The sequence below is a fragment of the Actinocorallia sp. A-T 12471 genome (assembly GCF_033875155.1).
Taxonomy (GTDB): domain Bacteria; phylum Actinomycetota; class Actinomycetes; order Streptosporangiales; family Streptosporangiaceae; genus Actinocorallia.
Genome location: NZ_JAWZTE010000008.1, coordinates 193,728 through 211,463, shown reverse-complemented (window position 1 = coordinate 211,463; position 17,736 = coordinate 193,728). Strand labels below are relative to the sequence as shown.

The 17,736-nt window shown below is 66.7% G+C and carries 13 protein-coding genes and 1 tRNA gene; 4 read left to right on the top strand and 10 right to left on the bottom strand.

What is annotated here, in order from left to right; all coding sequences use genetic code 11:
• The first annotated feature begins 39 nt into the window (after positions 1-39).
• Complete coding sequence (locus R9X44_RS22745; protein WP_319816274.1) at positions 40-1,233, top strand: aminotransferase class V-fold PLP-dependent enzyme; 1,194 nt, start codon at positions 40-42, stop codon at positions 1,231-1,233.
• 92 nt (positions 1,234-1,325) lie between these two features.
• Positions 1,326-2,498 (top strand): hypothetical protein, encoded by a 1,173-nt coding sequence (locus tag R9X44_RS22740; RefSeq protein WP_319816273.1) that lies wholly within the window; start codon positions 1,326-1,328, stop codon positions 2,496-2,498.
• Here the strand turns inward: R9X44_RS22740 and R9X44_RS22735 are convergent, their stop codons facing one another.
• The 7 genes from R9X44_RS22735 to R9X44_RS22705 all read right to left on the bottom strand — a co-directional run bounded on the left by R9X44_RS22735 (position 2,499) and on the right by R9X44_RS22705 (position 12,866).
• On the bottom strand, positions 2,499-3,329 hold the full coding sequence (locus R9X44_RS22735; RefSeq protein ID WP_319816392.1) for a metallophosphoesterase: 831 nt from the start codon (positions 3,327-3,329) through the stop codon (positions 2,499-2,501). It abuts the gene before it with no gap.
• A gap of 809 nt (positions 3,330-4,138) precedes the next feature.
• Entirely contained in the window at positions 4,139-5,527 is a 1,389-nt protein-coding gene (locus tag R9X44_RS22730) for a sigma factor-like helix-turn-helix DNA-binding protein (protein ID WP_319816272.1), read from the bottom strand.
• Between the two features lie 25 nt (positions 5,528-5,552).
• Entirely contained in the window at positions 5,553-6,152 is a 600-nt protein-coding gene (locus tag R9X44_RS22725) for a hypothetical protein (protein WP_319816271.1), read from the bottom strand.
• Positions 6,149-7,813 (bottom strand): DEAD/DEAH box helicase family protein, encoded by a 1,665-nt coding sequence (locus R9X44_RS22720; RefSeq protein ID WP_319816270.1) that lies wholly within the window; start codon positions 7,811-7,813, stop codon positions 6,149-6,151. Before R9X44_RS22720 ends, R9X44_RS22725 begins: the two co-directional genes overlap by 4 nt.
• Entirely contained in the window at positions 7,810-10,158 is a 2,349-nt protein-coding gene (locus R9X44_RS22715; protein WP_319816269.1) for an ATP-binding protein, read from the bottom strand. Before R9X44_RS22715 ends, R9X44_RS22720 begins: the two co-directional genes overlap by 4 nt.
• Positions 10,159-10,711: 553 nt before the next feature.
• Positions 10,712-11,509, bottom strand: coding sequence for a very short patch repair endonuclease (locus R9X44_RS22710; RefSeq protein ID WP_319816268.1), 798 nt, complete (start codon positions 11,507-11,509; stop codon positions 10,712-10,714).
• Between the two features lie 4 nt (positions 11,510-11,513).
• Positions 11,514-12,866, bottom strand: coding sequence for a DNA cytosine methyltransferase (locus tag R9X44_RS22705; RefSeq protein WP_319816267.1), 1,353 nt, complete (start codon positions 12,864-12,866; stop codon positions 11,514-11,516).
• Between the two features lie 531 nt (positions 12,867-13,397).
• Between R9X44_RS22705 and R9X44_RS22700 the strand changes: the two genes are divergently transcribed.
• Positions 13,398-13,976, top strand: coding sequence for an Eco29kI family restriction endonuclease (locus R9X44_RS22700; protein ID WP_319816266.1), 579 nt, complete (start codon positions 13,398-13,400; stop codon positions 13,974-13,976).
• A gap of 412 nt (positions 13,977-14,388) precedes the next feature.
• Here R9X44_RS22700 and R9X44_RS22695 read toward each other — a convergent pair whose 3' ends face one another.
• The 3 genes from R9X44_RS22695 to R9X44_RS22685 form a co-directional block, all read right to left on the bottom strand.
• Positions 14,389-15,135, bottom strand: coding sequence for a hypothetical protein (locus tag R9X44_RS22695; RefSeq protein WP_319816265.1), 747 nt, complete (start codon positions 15,133-15,135; stop codon positions 14,389-14,391).
• Between the two features lie 654 nt (positions 15,136-15,789).
• A tRNA-Pro gene (locus tag R9X44_RS22690) sits at positions 15,790-15,866 on the bottom strand.
• Positions 15,867-16,279: 413 nt separating this feature from the next.
• On the bottom strand, positions 16,280-17,182 hold the full coding sequence (locus R9X44_RS22685) for a metallophosphoesterase (protein ID WP_319816264.1): 903 nt from the start codon (positions 17,180-17,182) through the stop codon (positions 16,280-16,282).
• Positions 17,183-17,261: 79 nt separating this feature from the next.
• Here R9X44_RS22685 and R9X44_RS22680 point away from each other — a divergent pair, with 79 nt between their 5' ends.
• Positions 17,262-17,708, top strand: coding sequence for a GatB/YqeY domain-containing protein (locus R9X44_RS22680; RefSeq protein WP_319816263.1), 447 nt, complete (start codon positions 17,262-17,264; stop codon positions 17,706-17,708).
• Positions 17,709-17,736: the final 28 nt, after the last annotated feature.

Genomic DNA, 17,736 nt, shown 5'->3' with positions numbered 1-17,736 from the left:
GAGCTCCCGGAATCCCTGATGGAGTCCGGAGGCATACCCATGACCGTTCTCACGTCCCTCCCCGCCGTCGTCGGCCTTGACGCCCCCGTCCCCGTGCGCGGCGGATTCACCGGCTACGCCAACTTCGACTACGCCGCGTCCGCGCCGTGTCTTCAGGCGGTGGCCGACGCCGTCGCGCAGGCCCTGCCCTACTACAGCAGCGTCCACCGGGGCGCGGGCTACGCCTCCCAGGTGACGACCCGCGCCTACGAGGAGGCCCGCGAGACCGTCCGGGAGTTCCTCGGCGGGCCGCAGGCCGTGGTGTTCACCCGCAACACCACCGACTCCTTCAACCTGCTCGCGCGGGCCGTCCCGCAGGGCACGTCGGTCGTGGTGTTCGCCTCCGAGCACCACGCCACCCAGCTTCCGTGGCGGCGCGCCGTCCGGCTGCCGATCCCGGCGAGCCCGGCCGAGGCGCTCACCGCCGCGGAGAACGCGCTCCGCTCCTGCGCGGAAGGGCCGCGGCTGCTCGTGGTGACCGCCGCGTCGAACGTCACAGGTGAGCTGTGGCCGATCCGCGAGCTCGCGGCCGTCGCGCACCGCTGCGGCGCGCGCATCGCCGTCGACGCCGCCCAGCTCGCCCCGCACCGGCCCTTCGACGCCTCGCCTTACGACTACGTCGCTTTGTCCGGGCACAAGCTGTACGCCCCGTTCGGCGCGGGTGTCCTCGCCGGCCGCGCCGACTGGCTGCGCGCCGCCGACCCCTACCTGCGCGGCGGCGGCGCGACCCGCAGCGTCACCGCCGAAGGCGACGTCGCGTGGGCGTCGGAGCCCGAGCAGCGGCACGAGGCAGGCACCCCCAACGTGCTCGGCGCGATCGCCGTCGCCGAGGCGTGCCGCGCCCTCACCGACTGGCGCGGCATCGTCGCCGAGGAGGAAAGGCTCCTCGCCCGCCTGCGCGAGGGCATCGCCGCGCTGCCCGCCGTCCGCGAACTGTCCCTGTGGGGGCCGAACCACCCGCGCGTCGGGATCGTCTCGTTCACCGTCGAGGGGCACAGCGCCCGGTCCGTCGCCGAATACCTCTCCGACGTGCACGGCATCGGCGTCCGCGACGGCAAGTTCTGCGCCCACCCGCTCGTCGCGTCCCTCACCGGCGCGCCCGAGACCACCGCGGTCCGGGCCAGTTTCGGCCTCGGCACCACCGACGAACACGTCGACAGGCTCCTCGCGGCGCTCACCGCCCTCACCGCCTGACCCCTTGGGGCCCGTGTCGGGGTTGTCCGCGCCACTGCGGACGGTCACGATGGTAGGGCCGAGAGGGGTGGGAGTTGCTGGGGCGGATCAGCGTGGAATGGCCGGAGGAGCCCTACCCCGTGCTCGGGGACCGGGAGGGCCTGCCCGCGGGCATGCTCATGGAGGAGCTCGAAGGGCTCTGGGACGTGCTCGCCGCGGGCCTCGCCCGGATGGGACCCGGCTTCCTGTGGCCCGGCGCGCTGCGCTGGCACGCGACTTACGGGTGGCAGGTGCTCGAGGTGCCGCCGCTGGGATCGGGCGAAACGCCCGTACCAGATACGCCTGGGGCGCGGGCGCGCGACGTCTGGGCGATCGTTCACGGGCTCGTCAGGACCGTCGCTGGGCGACCGCCGCGCGACCTCGGCGACGTGTTCGCGCTGCTCGACCTGCACGCGGGGGAGTACCCGCACGGGCTCGACGCCGTCGTCCGGGCGCTGCTCGTCGGGGCGGACCCGCGGCCCGTCGTCGCGGCGGTGCGCGCGGCGGGGGACGGCGCGGAGATCCGGGTGCGGCCCGCCGTCGAGACCGCCGTGGGGTCGCGCAAGGCCAAGGGCGATCCGGAATGGGACAACGAGGACGCTTTCGCCGTCGTCCGGGACATCCACGGGGCCGTCAACCTCGTTGTCTGCGACGGCGTCACGGGGGAGGGGGACGGGTCGGGGGCGCGCGCGGCGCGGGCGGCCGTCGAAGCCGTGCGGGGGTACTTCACGCGTGATGATCATCGCGGGCTCGTCGAAGGGCTTGGGGTTGCGGAGGTCGCTGTCAGCGCGCTGGGGCGGGGTGCGTCGACGTTCCTTGGGGCGGCTGTCTCGTCCACCGGGAAGGTCGAACTCGCGCTCGTCGGGGACAGCCCGGCGTGGCTCGTCCGTCGGTTCCCCGAAGGGGAACGTTTCGCCTACCGGCTCACGCCCGACCAGACCGTCCTCGCCGAGGAGGTCCGCACCGACCCCGCCGCGCACTGGGGCGGCTCACTGCTCACCCAGCACCTCGGCGGCTACGCGGACGCGCCGTTCACGGCGTCCGTCCAGACCCTGCCCGGCGACCTTCTCGTCCTGCTCAGCGATGGCGCGGCGGTCCCGTCGGACACCTGGTTCGGCGACGACCTCGCCGCGCTCGCCGACGCGCACCCGTCGGCCCCCGCGCTCGCGGCCGCGCTCATCGCCCGCGCCGAGAGCCTCGGCGGACGCGACAACGCCACAGCCCTCATCGCCGAGATCATCCCCTGATCACAGCACCACGCGCGGCAGTTCCGGGGGCTTCGCCCGCTTCTTCCACTCGCGCGGATAGCCCAGCGACACCTCCTCGAACCTGACGCCGTCGTAGTGCGTCTCGCGCGGGATGTGCAGGTGCCCGTAGATCATCGCCTTCACGTTGAACCTGCGGTGCCAGTCGGCCGTCGCCGTCGTCCCGCACCACTGTGCGAACTCCGGATACCACAGCACCTCGGTCGGGTTGCGGACCAGCGGCCAGTGGTTCACCAGCACCAGCGGAATCTCCGGGTCGCACTCCGCGAGCCGCCGCTCGGTCAGCGCCACCCGCGCCGCGCACCACGCCTCACGGCTCGGATACGGATCCGGATGCAACAACCTCTCGTCGACGCACACGACCCCCGTCTCGTACGCGTACGCCAGCCCCTCCTCCTTGGTCGTGCACCCCGGCGGAAGGAACGAGTAGTCATAAAGCAGAAAGAGCGGAGCGATCACCGCAGGCCCCCCGCTCCCCTCCCACAACGGGTACGGATCCTCCGGCGTCACCACCCCGAGCCCCCGGCACATCTCCACAAGATGCTCATACCGCGCCACGCCCCGCAGCCCGTCAACCCCGTCCCGAACCGTCCACAGCTCATGGTTCCCCGGCACCCACACCACCTTCGCGAACCGCCGCGTAAGCGTCCGCAACGCCCACTCCACATCCTCCGCCTTGTCCGCCACATCCCCCGCCACGATCAACCAATCCCCCTCCGACCTGGGCCGCAACCCCTCAGTAACCACCCGATTATCCGCATACGACACATGCAGATCACTAACCGCCAAAACCCGAGCTTCCACACCCCCCATCATGCCCCCCCACCCACCGTTTCACGTGAAACACCCCCCACCAACCACCCCTATCCCCGCCCGAGGGTGAGGTACCGTCCATGCGGATCGACCTCACGGACAAGAAGGCCCTGGTCACCGACTCCACCAGGACATCGGCGCGAGCCTCGTCCGCGCAGGCACAACCGCCGCGGTGAACCGCAGATCAGGGAAGCCCACCACCAAAGCCGCAGCCCGCCTCACCGAGGACTCCCCAGGCACCCACTCCATCCCCGTCGCCGCAGACCCGCCAACTAAGCACGGCACTACCACTGTCCTTAACGCCCTCCCCAACATCGACTCCTCATCAGCAACCTGGTTGCGACGGCATGACCAAGACGTCCCTCGGCCCTCCCGAGGCTTCGCCAAAAACCGCAGCCGACGCCGGCGTAACCGTCACCTCAAGTAATCGACGGTCCCACTCCCACCACCGGCATCGAAGACTTCGTCTACCACCTTGTAGACCCACCTTCCCCTACCCAAGAAGGAGAGAGTGTCGACCGGATCGGCTTAAGACCTCTCCAGAAGTCGCGTGGAGGTGGAAAGAGAGTGGCCGAACCAGGAAGCAGAGACTATCCCTGAGTATTTCGCTCGCTAGGAGCAGTCGGTCGTACCTTACGTCCTCGACACGATGCGGCCTCGAGTCAGAAGGCAGACTCAATTGTGTGGTCCGCTGGCTTTCAGCGCCCACGACGGCCTTGGAGGGCGACGGGGCGAGGATTGGCTCCTAGATAGCCCCCGTGTAGCCCGGGCAGGAGCCGCCACTTCCCCACGCCGAGTGGCGGCTCCCGCTAGCGTTGACCTTGAAGTCCAGGGCATCCCGGTGGAGGCGCAGCGGAATCGGACAGGCTCGGCCGCAGGGCAGACACAGAGGCCCGCACTTGTCGCGCTGGGCAGTCGCCGGGTGCGCAGCCGTGGCCGACGCGCGCTGTGTCGTCGTCGAGACGAAGGAGGACGGCGAGTGAACACCCATCGACGACCTCGAGTTCGAGCGCGTGGCGGCGCAGGCTAGAAAGCCGGGCGCTGCTGGTGCCGCGGCGGACGACCAGCGGCGCGTGGTCGCCGGGAGTCGTGAACGTGCGACTCATCGGTGCCCGGCGCAGCCCGAGCCGCCAGGTAAGCCAGGTATGCACCCTGACGCCGCTGCCGCGTAGGGTTTCCGGGGTCACAGGAATCCGGACACCGAGGACCTCCCCCTCCACGGCCATCATGTCCGGGCGGGCCGGTTCCTCCTCCTCGAACGCGCGGGCGCCGCGAGAGACCAGGTCGACGAGGCCGTCGGGGGTCTCACCGAGTTGGTCGCTGAGCAGGCACTGCTTCAGGCGCCACGGGGTGACTGGGTACAACTCCGTCACCCGGGCGAAGAGCCGCGCACGGGAGAGCGGGCCTGACTCGGTGACCACCGTGACCATCGCCTCCACCGCCGTGGCGGATGGCGAGGCGCGCAAGTGCGTCCACTCGGTCAGGGCCCAGGTCCCCTCGGGGCGGATCGCCCGAAACCGGTCGTCACGGCGCAGTGCTTCTCGTACGGACGCGACGGTCGTCGCGGCCATCGGGGCGATCAGCTCGTCGGCCTGGCATGGGCGCCCGGTCTCCAGCAGCCACAAATAGGCGGCGTCGCGTCCACGCGCCCTGCGGCGCACCCAGTGTCCATCGGGACTCAGTGCCAGCCGCGACCCAGAGTGGATCAGCAGCTCTTCCAGGGGGAGGGCCGCTGGCAGTCCGACTTCGGCGGCCGCGCGGCCAAGCTCGTCGCTGCGGAAGGGAGCGGTGTCGGTTAGACGGCGTAGGGCGCCGCCCAGCGCATCGGCATCGACACTCCACCAGCCACGCAACGGCCCTGCCCACGTCCTGGGTGGCTTCAGCCCCGCCGCAGCCAGCAGCTCATCCAGCGTCATGTGATCGACGAACCCGAGCGCGGTGGCGAAAGCAGCTCTTGGGGTGGCTGGACCCATGCCAGTAGCGTGAGCCTTCTCCCGCCAGTTGTCCTGAACGAGGTCCGCCACCTTGGTGAGCCGCTTCCGCGCCCGGCTCTGAATCTGGCGTGCGCGCTCACGGCTCAGCCCAAGCGCCTCCCCGACCTCATCCAGCGTCCGGCCCTCCAACCGGCCTGCGACGACTGCCCGCTCGCGCTCGTCGAAGACTCCGTCCTCCCACGCCCTGACCAGACACTCGTCCATGGACCACGCTTCTCTCATCGCATCCCTACATCTCGGTGAAATAGACAATTCGCACGCCGAGGAACTTGGCTACGCGTCGGTACTCTTCTTTCTTCTCAGGCGGCACAGGGTTTCGGAATGGATCGATGACGCAGACCATCCAGGGCCAGGTCTCTCCGTTGGACCGGTCGAGGATGGCCGGCCACACGAGGTGCTTGAGGTTCGCCGCAGTGCCCGCCACGAAGTGGCGCTCCTCATCCTCTGTCCCCACCTCGCGGATCTTGGCACGCATTGGCTTCTGCTGGGCGGTCCCCGGGATGACTTCCCAGCCGCTACCGAGCGTCGCCGTGACCATCTGCTCGAGCGTCGCGGCCGGCCGAGTCACGTACTTGGCATACTTCCCCTCCCCTCGCCGTGCTCGTTCGTACTCCTTCATTGGGCAGTCCTTCAGCCACGGGCGGATATTCGCCTGTTGGCCCACGAAATCCAGGAGGCGGCCGCCGATCTCCGGATCTTCCGTCCATTCCTGATATAGGCGGGTACGGTCCGCGTCTTGGAGGTGTGGCCAGTGAGCCTCATCGGCTTGCGAGTAGATTCGCGTAACGACGGCCTTCTCAAGGGCAGACGGGATCTTGTAATCGGTCACAGGATTCCTTTCGGCAGGGGGAACTGAAGGCGGACTTCGTCCGCCGCGGTCTCGAGGTCGGCGGCGTCTTGGATCCACATATCCATAAGGGAGCCGACCGTCTCATCTTGGAACTCGATTCGGGAGACGTGTGGGAGTTCCAGGTGCTCGGTCTCCTCAGCCTCCAGCGTCCGGCGCAGGTTCAACACCGCTGCGGCGCGACGGATATCCGTCACGAAGTCGAGGACCTTCAGGGCCTTCTTGCCGGGGCTCAGACGCAGGCCACGGCCGAGCTGCTGTACGAAGATCCTTCGGCTATGGGTGACGCGCAAGAAGGCGATGAGATTTACGTCTGGCACATCAACACCTTCGTTAAACACGTCAACGCAGGTGACTAGTGGTACGCGGCCGAGACGGAACTCGTTTAGCAGGACGTCACGGTGCCGCTTCGTCAGACCGCTGTGTAGATGGGAGGCGTTGACCCACGCAGGGTCCGAGACGGAGAGGAGCCCCGCCATGTGCTCGGCGTGCTCGATGGTCTGGCAGAACACGATGGCGCGGGGGTCGGCGGTCTCACGCCAGGCGGCCCGTAGGTGCTCGACGATCTCCTCGTCCCGCTGGGGGAGGAACAGGCGCCGGTTCAGATCCTTGATGGAGTACCCGTGACGGCTGATGTCCTGGACGGCGTCCCAGTCGACGCCATCCGCGTAAAGCTTGTAGTCGACGGCCGATAGGTAGCCCGCCGCCATGCCCTCGGCGATACCCATCTTGAAGCTGGGACGGCCGAAGCGGGCAGTGATGTCGAACTTGTCGCCGCGCCAAGGGGTAGCGGTGACTCCGAAGCGCCCCGCAGTCCCGCACAGATCGAGGAGTTGCGCAAACCTGCCGCTCTCGGCCACGTGATGGGTCTCGTCGATCATGACGAGGTCGGGTTCGTATCCCGCGCGAACTACGGAGAGCGCCGATTCGACCGTCGCGACGACGACCCCATTGAGGGCCTGAGGCTTGTTCTCGCCGGTGCGAAGGCGGGTGGGCACGCTCTTGGGGAGGTGCCGCCACAGTGCTTTCTCGAGTTGCTCGACCAAGTCGCGCATATGGGCGACGACCAAGACGCGGGCTTCCGGGTGCGACGCAAGTAGGTTTCCGATAACCTCGCCGCCGACGACGGTCTTGCCTAGCCCTGTCGCTAGGATCAGCAACGCCGTCCCCGCACTGTCGAGGTCCCGCTCGATCGCGTCCACGGCCTGTTCTTGGTACGGTCGCAGAGAGTAGTGAGTGGGTACGCGGTCGGGCATCCTCTGACCGATCGCGTCAAGAGTGGCCCCGTGCCACAGGGCGATGTCGACGCCGATTCCCGCCAGTTCTCGGCGTCGCGCCTCGGCCGACGCGGTGATGTGTGTATTCGTCACAAGCACGGCCTTGTCGGCCCGGTAGTGCGTGCGCGCGCGTTCGAGGTCGTCGACCCCCGCGTGATCGGCAATCCCACGCGCCTTCCACTTGCTCTGGAACACCCACTGCTCGCGGGCGCGAACCGCGAGCAGGTCGGCACCGTGGTCGTGGGCGCCGTCGATGACACGGACATCCTGGAACCCCAGGTGCCACAAGGTCCTTTCGAGTGCCTTGGTCAGTCCGTCTGGGCCGCCGTCGCGCAGCTCGGCGGACGTCAAAAACGCGGCGTTCACCCTTCGCCAACCAACTCGTCGCGCAACAAGGCGATGCTCAGTCGGGCCCGCCGCAACTGCTGGGAGGTCGCTCCGGCAGCGAACGTGCCGAGCGTCGCCACATCTGAGAGGCAACCCGTGACCCTGGCCAGGCTCAGCGCCTTCCCGGAAGGCGATGACACCTTCGTGTATGGGCCACGGAAGACAGTACCGTCCATAAACTGCTCTGGCATCGCCTGGACGAGGCGGACCAATGCTAGTGCGGGCATGTGGTGGACGAAACCAGGGTCCTGGCCGAGACGCCCGACGAGGCCTACACGTCCGGCGGCGATCATTCCCTCCTCGGTCGAGATCCTTTCCTCGGGGGTGAGGTGGCCATAGGCGGTGGTGTGGCCGCCACTCTGGTTGAGGGCCTCGGCCACTCGGTCGCGGATCTCCGCGAGGAGATCGCGGGCCTCCGCGCCTACGGTGGTGCTGTCGAGGGCGCTGTCCTGCAGGGACTCGGCGCGGATCGCGGCGACGAGTTGGGACGGGCTCCAGTCGGAGCGTGCCCGCACCTTTAGAACGGCGGCCAGTTCTACCAAGAGGAGATCGGCGTAGTCCGCGCCGAACCGCCGGTACGCGGAGTGTTCGGGATCTACGAGGGCGGTGATTTCGTTGCCAGACCGTTGGTCGAGAAGGACTGGAACGGGCAGCCCATGGTCATCGAGGAGCGGCTCGCCTGGCTTCAGTAGTAGGGTTCGGACTTTCATATGGCCGAGTTCTGGATGGCCGAACGGTCGGCTCAGGTAGGAGTGAGGCGTCGCCGCGCTCTCGTAGCGGGCCAGGCGCTCACTCCGAGTCTCCCTCGTCCCCTTCGTCGGAGTGGAAGCTGTCACGGCGGGTGTGGTTGAGGTGATGGGTCGGCTTTCCGGCCGGTCCATACCGGAGGTAGGCATGTCGGTCGGCAATCCGAGCGCTTCCTCCACAGCCTTCTCGTCAGGCTGGGTTGGCACACTGGCCGCCGTCTTGGTCTCCTTGCTCCGTTTCTTAATCTCCTCGTGCCGCAGGACCGCCTGCCACCAATGCTCGTCTGTCTGGAACTCGGAGGCACCTGCCTGAAACTTCCTGCCCCATTCCCGAGTGTCCCTGTGGATCGGCTTGTGGCCGTCACCGGGGACGAGGTAGCGCAGGCCGGCGTCGTTGCGGCGGAAGCCCTTGAATAGCAGGGCCAGCGGGCTATCGTTCTCTGGGTATCCCGTGGCGCGTTTGGGCTGGAGTGGTGCCACCCCGCGCAGCAACTCCACGGCCGCCAGCCAGCTGCGGTCGCCGTACTCGAAGGCGTCCTTTTGGTAGGTGACGGGGACGTGGTCGAGGTGGATCTCGCCGATGAGACGGCCGCCCTGGTGGGCGAGTTCGACCGGATATTCAGGCACCTCCTCGTCGCCTTCGCGACCCTCGGGGTTCTTCCAGGTGAAGAGCTGCTTGTCCCAGCGCAGGATCTTCCGGCCGTTGCGTAGGAAGTCGATTCCATATTCGGTCTTGTCGAGGTAGCGCTGGACGCCGAGCCAGCCGCGGATCCGCCGTTCACGTACGGTCAGGGAACCGCTACCACACAGCGAGCATGCCTCGCCCGAACCCATCTGCCACTCCCCGCAGTCGCGGCAGGCAGTCCCATCCTGGAGTTTCTCGTCGATCTCGATGTAGGCGGGGATCCGCTGTTTGCCGTTGTAGAGCACGTAACGGTCGTCACCCCAGCGGCAGTGGCGGACCGGCTTGACCCGGGCCCCACCGATATAGAGGTCGAAGGGGTGCTCGGCGAGAATCCACGAGTACACTGACCCCAGGGTGTTGCGGAGCGACGCACCATTGCGGCGGAGCCAGTCGGCGCGTGCTAGTTGAAGGCGATCGACGATGACCCTCGTGCCATGCTGGGACGGGTCGCTCTTCGGCTCGGTGATGTCCTTCGCCTCGAAGTCGTCCTTGATCTGGTCGAGATCGATCTCGACACCGATCCATTCTGGGTCGCCCGCGCGGGTCGTCAGCACACGGGTGCGCCTGCCGAGGCGGGCGGTCGAGATGTTGAAGCCCATGCCGAACAGGCCGAGCTTGTCGTGCATGTCGTTCCCAGACCAGCCGGCCCGCACCGCGCGCGCCAGCCGGTCGTACGACATGCCCCGCCCGGTGTCGCGAACCTCTAGCACCCCCTTCGGGGACGACGGCAGGGTCACGCTGACCGTGAAGCCGTCCGGCCAGTCCGTCCCCGAGCGCAAGATGTCGAGAAAGTCATCGAAGGGGTTGTCGACGAGTTCGGCCACACACTGCCACTCGTCGAAATCGATTTCGCCCAGCATGCTCAGCACGCGGGCGGAAGGGGTGATCTTCACTCCGGCGGAACCCTCCTGGCGGATCGGGACGCTGTCACGGCGGCCGCGGCACCCATGGGCAGGGTAAGGCCACCTGGCTCTGACGAACAGAGCGTTCGAGCACGAGGGTAGAGGGAATCACTGACAATCCGGCCGGATTTGCGAACCTCGAAAAGTTGTGTGGCTACCGAAAGAGGGACGAGGGGGTTGGGCTAGATCGACAGTGACGATCTGGTGACGGATTGTGAGGAAGTGGGAGCCGTGGTAGTGGGCTTCTCGCGAGCAAGTTCCGGGCCTGTTCTACGGCGCCTAGGGACCACAATCCAAGAACCGTAGGCATCCCTTGCCCGCAGAGCAGCTATCGGCCGTCGCGGCCGTGAAGTCTCGGGGCAGCCGTACCGGTTGGTGACGGCCCGAATCGTCACTAGACCGAGACGACACGGGTCGCTCACGCGGACATCCAGAGCCCGGGAGAGTCTTCTCCGGCGCGGCGTCCCTCCGATGGCGATGGCGATGGCGATGGCGATGGGGATCTGGGGTTTCGTCCTGCGGTGCTTGGACGATGTCGCCAGAGTCAGTGGTCGCTTGATTGGGCGGCGAGGTGCGCTGAGTCGCGCTTTCGTCGGACGGCGCTCTCGATCAGAGTCGCCGCCTGGACGGGGTCGTCGTGCTCCCAGACGCGGATGACCGTCCAGCCAGCCGCCGCCAGCGTGTCGTTGGTCTCCGTGTCCCTCGCCCTGTTTCCGTCGATCTTCTGCCGCCAGAAGTCAGCGTTTCGCATAGCGGGCCGGTAATGCTCTGGGCAGCCATGCCAGAAACAGCCGTCCACGAATACCGCGATGCGGTCGCCGGAGAAGACCAGGTCGGCTCTGCGCCGGATCTCGGCTACTGGTCGGGCGTCGACCCGGTAGCGCATTCCACGACCATGGAGCAGACTGCGGAGTATCAGTTCCGGTTTAGTGTCTTTGCCACGGTTGCCGCGCATCGAGGCTCGGACCTTGAGCGAGGACGCGGTCGACTCGGGCGGCAGGGACTCGTCCGCCAGGAGCCCCTTGGCTCGGGCTTGTCGCCATGCCTCGGCCAGGTTCTTCTTGCGGGATTCGAACTCGACCTCGCACACGTATCTCTCGGCGGTCTTTCCATCCTGTGACCAGCGCAGATAAGCACGAATCCGTCGTGTCCTCCGGTACAAACGGAGCGTGATCGAGGCGCGTGCGAGACGCCCGTCGCCCAGGGTGACGTTTCGCTGATCGCGGCCTCCGGCGGCACGATCTTGCTCAAGCGCTGGCGCCGCCGCGCCAGCATGGCGCTTATACGCGCGCTCTGAGGGCAGCCTGTTTTTCCAGTGCCCTCCGGCCCCTGTTCGCGGCATGACTCTAGTGTCCCGCGGCGGCCAAGGCGTCGGCGACGGCCTTGGCGAAGAACTCACCGAGCACGACAGGAACAGCGTTGCCCAGCTGCCGCATTTGCTCACCACGCGGGCCTGAGCCGTGCCATTCGTCCGGGAACGTCATTACTCGAGCGGTCTCGCGCACGGTCATGTAGCGGTGCAAGTAGGTCCAGCCGTCCGGCGACGAGGCATCGCGAACGCGCTCGTCTAGCAGCATCACAGACTCCCCACCCGGCACACCGTGAACACCTGCTTTGACAGTCTTCGCGGGAAGATCAAGCTCGTTCGGGGTGTGTCCTTTGTAGATGCGGGCTCCAGGCCACCCGATGTGACCAACGACACCGATCTCTCGCCCAAAGTCAGACTTCTCAGAAAGGCGCTTCACGTCGACCTGGGGTAGCGCAGGGAGCTTCACGTCCGTGCCATATCCTTGAATGGCGTCGCGCAACGTGCGCCATGGCAAGCAGTCGTCTTCCTTGATCGCCTTCGGAAGGCGGGATCTTACACGGTCGCGGACATGTTCCTCAATGTCCGGATGGCGCTGCCAGTAAGGTCCATCTTCATCACGCATGGATCGGAAAAGGGCGGAATTAGAGAACCTTTCCGTCTTAACATACTTTTCAAAGGCGTCGATGTCCGCGCCTAGGTCGGCGCGGAAGGCGACGATAACGACACGGTTGCGCACTTGTGGAACGCCATAGTTGGCGGCATTGACCGGTACCATCACGACCTTGTAGTGGTCTGGGTCGCTATCTTCGTCGGATAGATTATCTAGGATACGTGTCAAGTGAGCGTTGTGATCTTGCCACTTGACCTCGTCAACCCGCTTCTCAAACGGAAGGCGAAGTTCATTCTGGATGTACTGGAAATATTCCGCGAACGACGGCCGCAATAGTCCACGAACGTTCTCGCAGATGACCGCCTTAGGTCGCATCTCGCGGACGGCCTTGAACATGGCCGGAAACATATTGCGTTTATCCTCATCGCCTTTGGCTACCCCGCCCGCGCTGAAAGGCTGGCAAGGGGGGCCGCCGGCGAGGATGTCGACCTCTCCCTGGAAGGCGCTTAGGTCTAGGTCGCGAACGTCGCCGGGGTAGAGGGGAGCGGGCCGCCCCGGCTTCGGGGGCTTGGGGTTCGTCTCCCGAGTGCGCTCCAAGCCGTCGACGCCGAGTGTCTTCCGGGCGCTCGCGACCAGCGTCTCACAGGCCCGGTCATCGAACTCGTTGAACAGGAGCGGGCGGAAGCCCGCTTGGTGGACCGCCATGGCAAGGCCGCCCCCGCCCGCGAACAGTTCGACGCTGGTCCGCAGCTTCTTCGCTTCTTCAGGCTGGTCAACCATGTGGAAACCATACCGCGGAGCAGGTGATCATGGCGAGTTTTCATTCGAACGGGTCGCCTGCATGTCGGCGACGCCGTAGGGTTCGTGGTGATCAACGCGGCCGAAGGGGGCAAGGGAATGACGCAGGCGGCCAGTCGACGCACTCATAGCCCCCCTACCCATGACCACTTTCGGTCGAGCGTCACCGAGGCCCCGGCGATCAGCTGGCCGAGGCGCCGAAGCGTCTCGGTCGACGCCCCGCTCGCCGAGCGTTACTCCGCACGTCGCCGATGAGCGGCCCGACGTTCTATCGGCTCTACTCGCGCGGTGAGTTCGTTCTACGTTCTCCTGCCCGGACGTCGGCGAGGATCCCTTCGCCCTGGTGCCCTCGCGGTGGCTCGTAAGTACCTATTGGGAATCCCAAAGTCGAGTCGATCATCGATTAGGAAAGCCATGCCCGCTGTGTACACCCCCAAGTGGTTCGACCCTCTGTCGACCGATCAGATAGCGAATACCATTTGTGAGACCTTCGAGCGGCAACCCTTGGTCTCCATGACTCGCGAGATCCCGAGATTCGAGGGCTCCGGCCTGTACGCCTTGTATTACCGTGGCGCGAGCGTTGACTTGTACGTCCCGCTGGCCACCCTTCAGATTCCTGTCTACGCCGGGCAGGCCCTTTCAAGTAACACCGCCACTGGGGAGAGAGTTCGGGAGCGGTTCCCACTGCATAGCCGACTCAAGCAACACCGCTTGTCGATCATGGAGGGCGGCCTTCCGATCGCGGAGTTCCGGTTCAGGGCCCTGCTGTTGCCCGACGTGCACGCCGATCTGGGAGAGAACGCGCTGAGAGTCGGTTACACGCCGGTCTGGAATAGCAGACTCAAAGGCTTTGGTAGCAAGGAGCAAGGGGCGACGACCCGCCAGAGTAAGAAGAGCAAGTGGGACACTGTGCATGACGGGCGGCGGCGCACCCATGGTGGCGTTGTCCACGATATCGAGAAGTTGGTAGTGGAGGCCGAGGCCCACATCTCGCGGCAAGTGCGCGATTACGACCGCCTGCCGTGGCCACACCCAGCCACCGACAGTTACTTGGACCCAGGCTCCCCTGATCGGAGGAGGACCTGGGTATAGGTGGTGAGGCGGGCGCCGTCGGGGGCGGTAAGGGTCTTCAGGGGCAGGTCGACGGGTTTGGCGCGATCGTTCGTCTGTCAGCGCGGTAGTCGAGGATTGGTCGACGGGACGGGCGACGAGCCTTGCGATGGGGATCGTCGGAAGCTGGCCTGCGCTCATCCTCTGGGTTCCTATCCACCGGGTGAGGGGGGTCGGTTACGAAGCGGTAGCAGGCTTCGTGCCCGGTTTTGCGCCTCGGCCCTAAGCCAGCTGAGACGCGGGTGGAAACCGTTGTACTTGTTCTGGTTGAGACGGCATGGCAAGCACCCTAAGCTGTGCGACGTCACACCTAGCAGAGGTCTCGAAAGCCGGTCGGCACCGGTGTCGGCGGGAATCGGGGAGCAGACTTACGCCTTCGTCTTCCATAGCCAGCTTAACGTTCGACGGGGTCGGCGTCCGAATCGGCGGGGGGAATACGCCAGACAATCGTGACCTGGTCTCCTCTACTTTCAGAGGGGCCGCCGACCAGCACGTGATCTATGAGATAGAGAAAGACGAGTTGTTGTGCTTGGGCCGAGATGCTGTACGAGCGATCCGGGGTCAGGGCGCGCGTTTCCCGGAGCACATGGACGTCTGACTCCAGTTCCTCGATCTCCGCGATGACCTCTTCAGCGCCTCCGGCGCGGTCGAGCGCCGCGGTCGAGCGACCCAGGATATTAGGCTCCTCGCCGATCCGCCTCAGAACCTGTTCAGCGAGGAGGGCATCGAGCGCCTCCGCGTCGATCTCGGCATGCCCAGCCACGTCGCCGTCGCCGCCTGCGACCCATCGGCGTTTGAGCACATGGAGAAGCGTTCGAAGGAATGCCTCGGGTCCGATCTCCGCGATCACGTGGAGATCGCTGGCTATCCACTCGTCCTCCGAGACGATTGGCTCATGCGGCCACGCCAACCGAGGGTCGATGTCTATGGCGTAGATCGGGTTGAACGTGAGCCGAGCGATGTCGCTCGTGACCCACTGCTTGCCGTCACCGTGTACGCCGTCGACGGGGTCCGCGTGCAGGAGTTGCTCCACCGCGCCGTACCCGCCCAGGGACGCGGCCTTCCAGAGCGACATAAACCTTGCCACTTCGGCGGTGGTGTCTCGACTCGAGGAACCCCTCAGAAGGACCAGCGCTCGCACCAGAGTCTCCAGGGTCTGCCAGCGCGGGAGCGTTTACCGCTGATGATCGCGCGGGGCGGCTCATGGCTTAGGGTTCCCGGAAACTCATCCGCCTCGACCTTGCTGATCGCTCGCGTACTAGGCCATCCAACGGCGGTATGGAGCTCCTGGAGAGCGGCCACGAGGTCTCGGTGGGGGCCGGGAGGGAGAGCGTCCTCGTCCAGCATAGGAATCCGTGGTACGTCGTCCCTTGTCGACTAGCGTCAAATCAATGCGGAACCTTAGCCCTCAGGCAACCGGTTCCTCCGATCATCTGTCATTTAGTGACTCAGCCGCTCGCCGACGCCGCAGACTCGAATCATCGAGTTCATGCTCGTGCGGGACGACGATCTGCGCCGAGCTTCGTAGCCCAGTCGCCGCCCTCACTCTGAGCGCAAAGCGATTAGCGCATGTGCGGAGGGAGTAGGCGCCTGGTTGGGTTGTTCGGCACTGCGCCAGGTACAAACCCCGGACTACGAGAGGTCTCTGGCGGCCCGAGCCACTTTTCGGATTCGAGTGGACGAACCGCCACCACATGCACGACCCGGCTCTGAACGTGGGGGCTGAGTGGGTCTGGGGCACGGATACCCCAGAAAGAGACTCAGGGCCGTGACCCTCGCGGATCGCGGCCCTGGTTGGTCGGGGTGGCGGGATTTGAACCCACGGCCTCTTCGTCCCGAACGAAGCGCGCTGCCAAGCTGCGCTACACCCCGGTGCACGAACCTTGCGGTTTGTTGCGCCTCGGAGAGTCTACAGGATGCGGGGGGATGGGCGGGAATCGAAATCGGGGTTGCCTTCGGGCCCTGGGGCCCTTGGCTGGAGTCTTGGTGTTGGGGCCCTGGGTGCCGGCCGGCCCTGGAGCCTTCTGCCTTCGGGCCCTGGGGGGCCCTTGGCCTGGGGGCTGGGGCCTTCGGGGCCTTGGCTGGGGGCTTGGTCCTGGGGCCCTTGGCTGGGGCCTTCTGGTCCTGGGGCTTCCGGGTCTGGAATGCGGCCTTCGGGCCCTGGGGCCCTTGGCCTGGGGGCCTTGGGGCTGGGGCCTGCGGGCCTTGGAGGCTTCGGCTGGGGCCTGCGGGCCCTGGGGGCCCTTGGCCTGGGGTTTGGGCTTGGGGTCTTCTGGCTCTGGGGGTTAGGGGGGTGGGGTTAGGGTTAGGAGGGTGGCTTCGGGGGGGCAGCAGAGGCGGTAGGGCGCGGTGGGGGAGGTGCCCAGGCCGGCGGAGATGTTGAGCCAGGAGGTGGGGGGCCAGCGGTGGAGGCCCTTGACGCGGGGGCGGTCGATGCCGCAGTTGGTGGCCAGGGCGCCGTAGAAGGGGACGCAGACCTGGCCGCCGTGGGTGTGGCCCGCCAGGAGGAGGCGGTAGCCGTCGGCGGCGAAGCGGTCGAGGTTGCGGGGCTCGGGGCTGTGCATGACGCCGACGGTGAGGTCGGCGCGCGGGTCGACGGGCCCGGCGATCTCGTCGTAGCGGTCGAGGTTGATGTGGGAGTCGTTGATGCCGGCGAACTCGATGTCGAGGTCGGCGATCTTGAGCCGGCCCATGTGGTTGTTCAGGTCGAGCCAGCCGGACGCCTTCAGGGCCGCGCCGAGCTCCTTGTACGGGAGGTTCGGGGTGCCGCCGCGCTTGGAGTAGTCCTTTTGTGAGGTGCGCCACAGGTAGCGGGCGGGGTTCTTGAACGTCGGCGCGAACATGTCGTTCGACCCGTAGACGAACACGCCAGGACGGTCGAGCAGCGGCCCGAGCAGCTCGAGGAACGGGCCGATGGCGTCGGGGTGGGAGATCGAGTCGCCGGTGTTGACGACGAGGTCGGGCTCGAGGGCGTCGAGCGCGCGGACCCAGCGGATCATGCGGGTGCGGCCGGGCGTCAGGTGCGCGTCGGACAGGTGGAGCACCTTGACGGGCTGGGCTCCCGGCTTGAGGACGGGTACCTCGTGCCGCCGCAACACGAACCAGTTGCGTTCGATCAGCGACGCGTAGGCGAACGTCGCAGCGCCCGCGCCGAGGAGGCCCAGTGGGGCCGCGAGAAGCTTCCGCATCCGTCAATGCTGCCAGACGACGGGCATGGACGGGATAAAGGGAGTGATCCGCCCAGGCCGTCAGGGCATGATAGACGGCATGTTGAAGGAGAAGCTGGAGACGGATCTCACCAGCGCGTTGAAGGCCCACGACGAGGTCCGCAAGCGGACGCTGCGGGCCGTGCTGACCGCCGTGACGAACGAGGAGAAGTCGGGCGCGGCGCGGGAGCTGAGCGACGACGAGATCGTCAAGGTGCTCGCCCGCGAGCTGAAGAAGCGCAAGGAGGCCGCCGAGGCGTTCGCGAACGGCGGGCGCGCCGAGCAGGCGCAGGCCGAGCGCGAGGAGGGCGCGGTGCTCGAGCAGTACCTGCCCAAGCAGCTCTCCGACGACGAGATCGCCGCGCTGGTCCGCGAGGCGATCGAGGAGACCGGGGCCGAGGGCCCGCGCGCGATGGGCGCGGTCATGAAGGTCGTGAACCCGAAGGTCGCGGGCCGTGCCGAGGGCGGCAGGGTCGCGGCCGAGGTGAAGCGCCAGCTCGCCTCCTGAGCCGGAACGACGACGGCCGCTCCCCGTG

Bases quoted from the DNA above. Each gene is read 5' to 3' on its own strand.
- R9X44_RS22705 (WP_319816267.1), bottom strand. From the start codon at position 12,866: ATGGTTGACCAGCCTGAAGAAGCGAAGAAGCTGCGGACCAGCGTCGAA.
- R9X44_RS22710 (WP_319816268.1), bottom strand. From the start codon at position 11,509: ATGCCGCGAACAGGGGCCGGAGGGCACTGGAAAAACAGGCTGCCCTCA.
- R9X44_RS22680 (WP_319816263.1), top strand. From the start codon at position 17,262: ATGTTGAAGGAGAAGCTGGAGACGGATCTCACCAGCGCGTTGAAGGCC.
- R9X44_RS22730 (WP_319816272.1), bottom strand. From the start codon at position 5,527: ATGGACGAGTGTCTGGTCAGGGCGTGGGAGGACGGAGTCTTCGACGAG.
- R9X44_RS22745 (WP_319816274.1), top strand. From the start codon at position 40: ATGACCGTTCTCACGTCCCTCCCCGCCGTCGTCGGCCTTGACGCCCCC.
- R9X44_RS22735 (WP_319816392.1), bottom strand. From the start codon at position 3,329: ATGGGGGGTGTGGAAGCTCGGGTTTTGGCGGTTAGTGATCTGCATGTG.
- R9X44_RS22685 (WP_319816264.1), bottom strand. From the start codon at position 17,182: ATGCGGAAGCTTCTCGCGGCCCCACTGGGCCTCCTCGGCGCGGGCGCT.
- R9X44_RS22700 (WP_319816266.1), top strand. From the start codon at position 13,398: ATGACTCGCGAGATCCCGAGATTCGAGGGCTCCGGCCTGTACGCCTTG.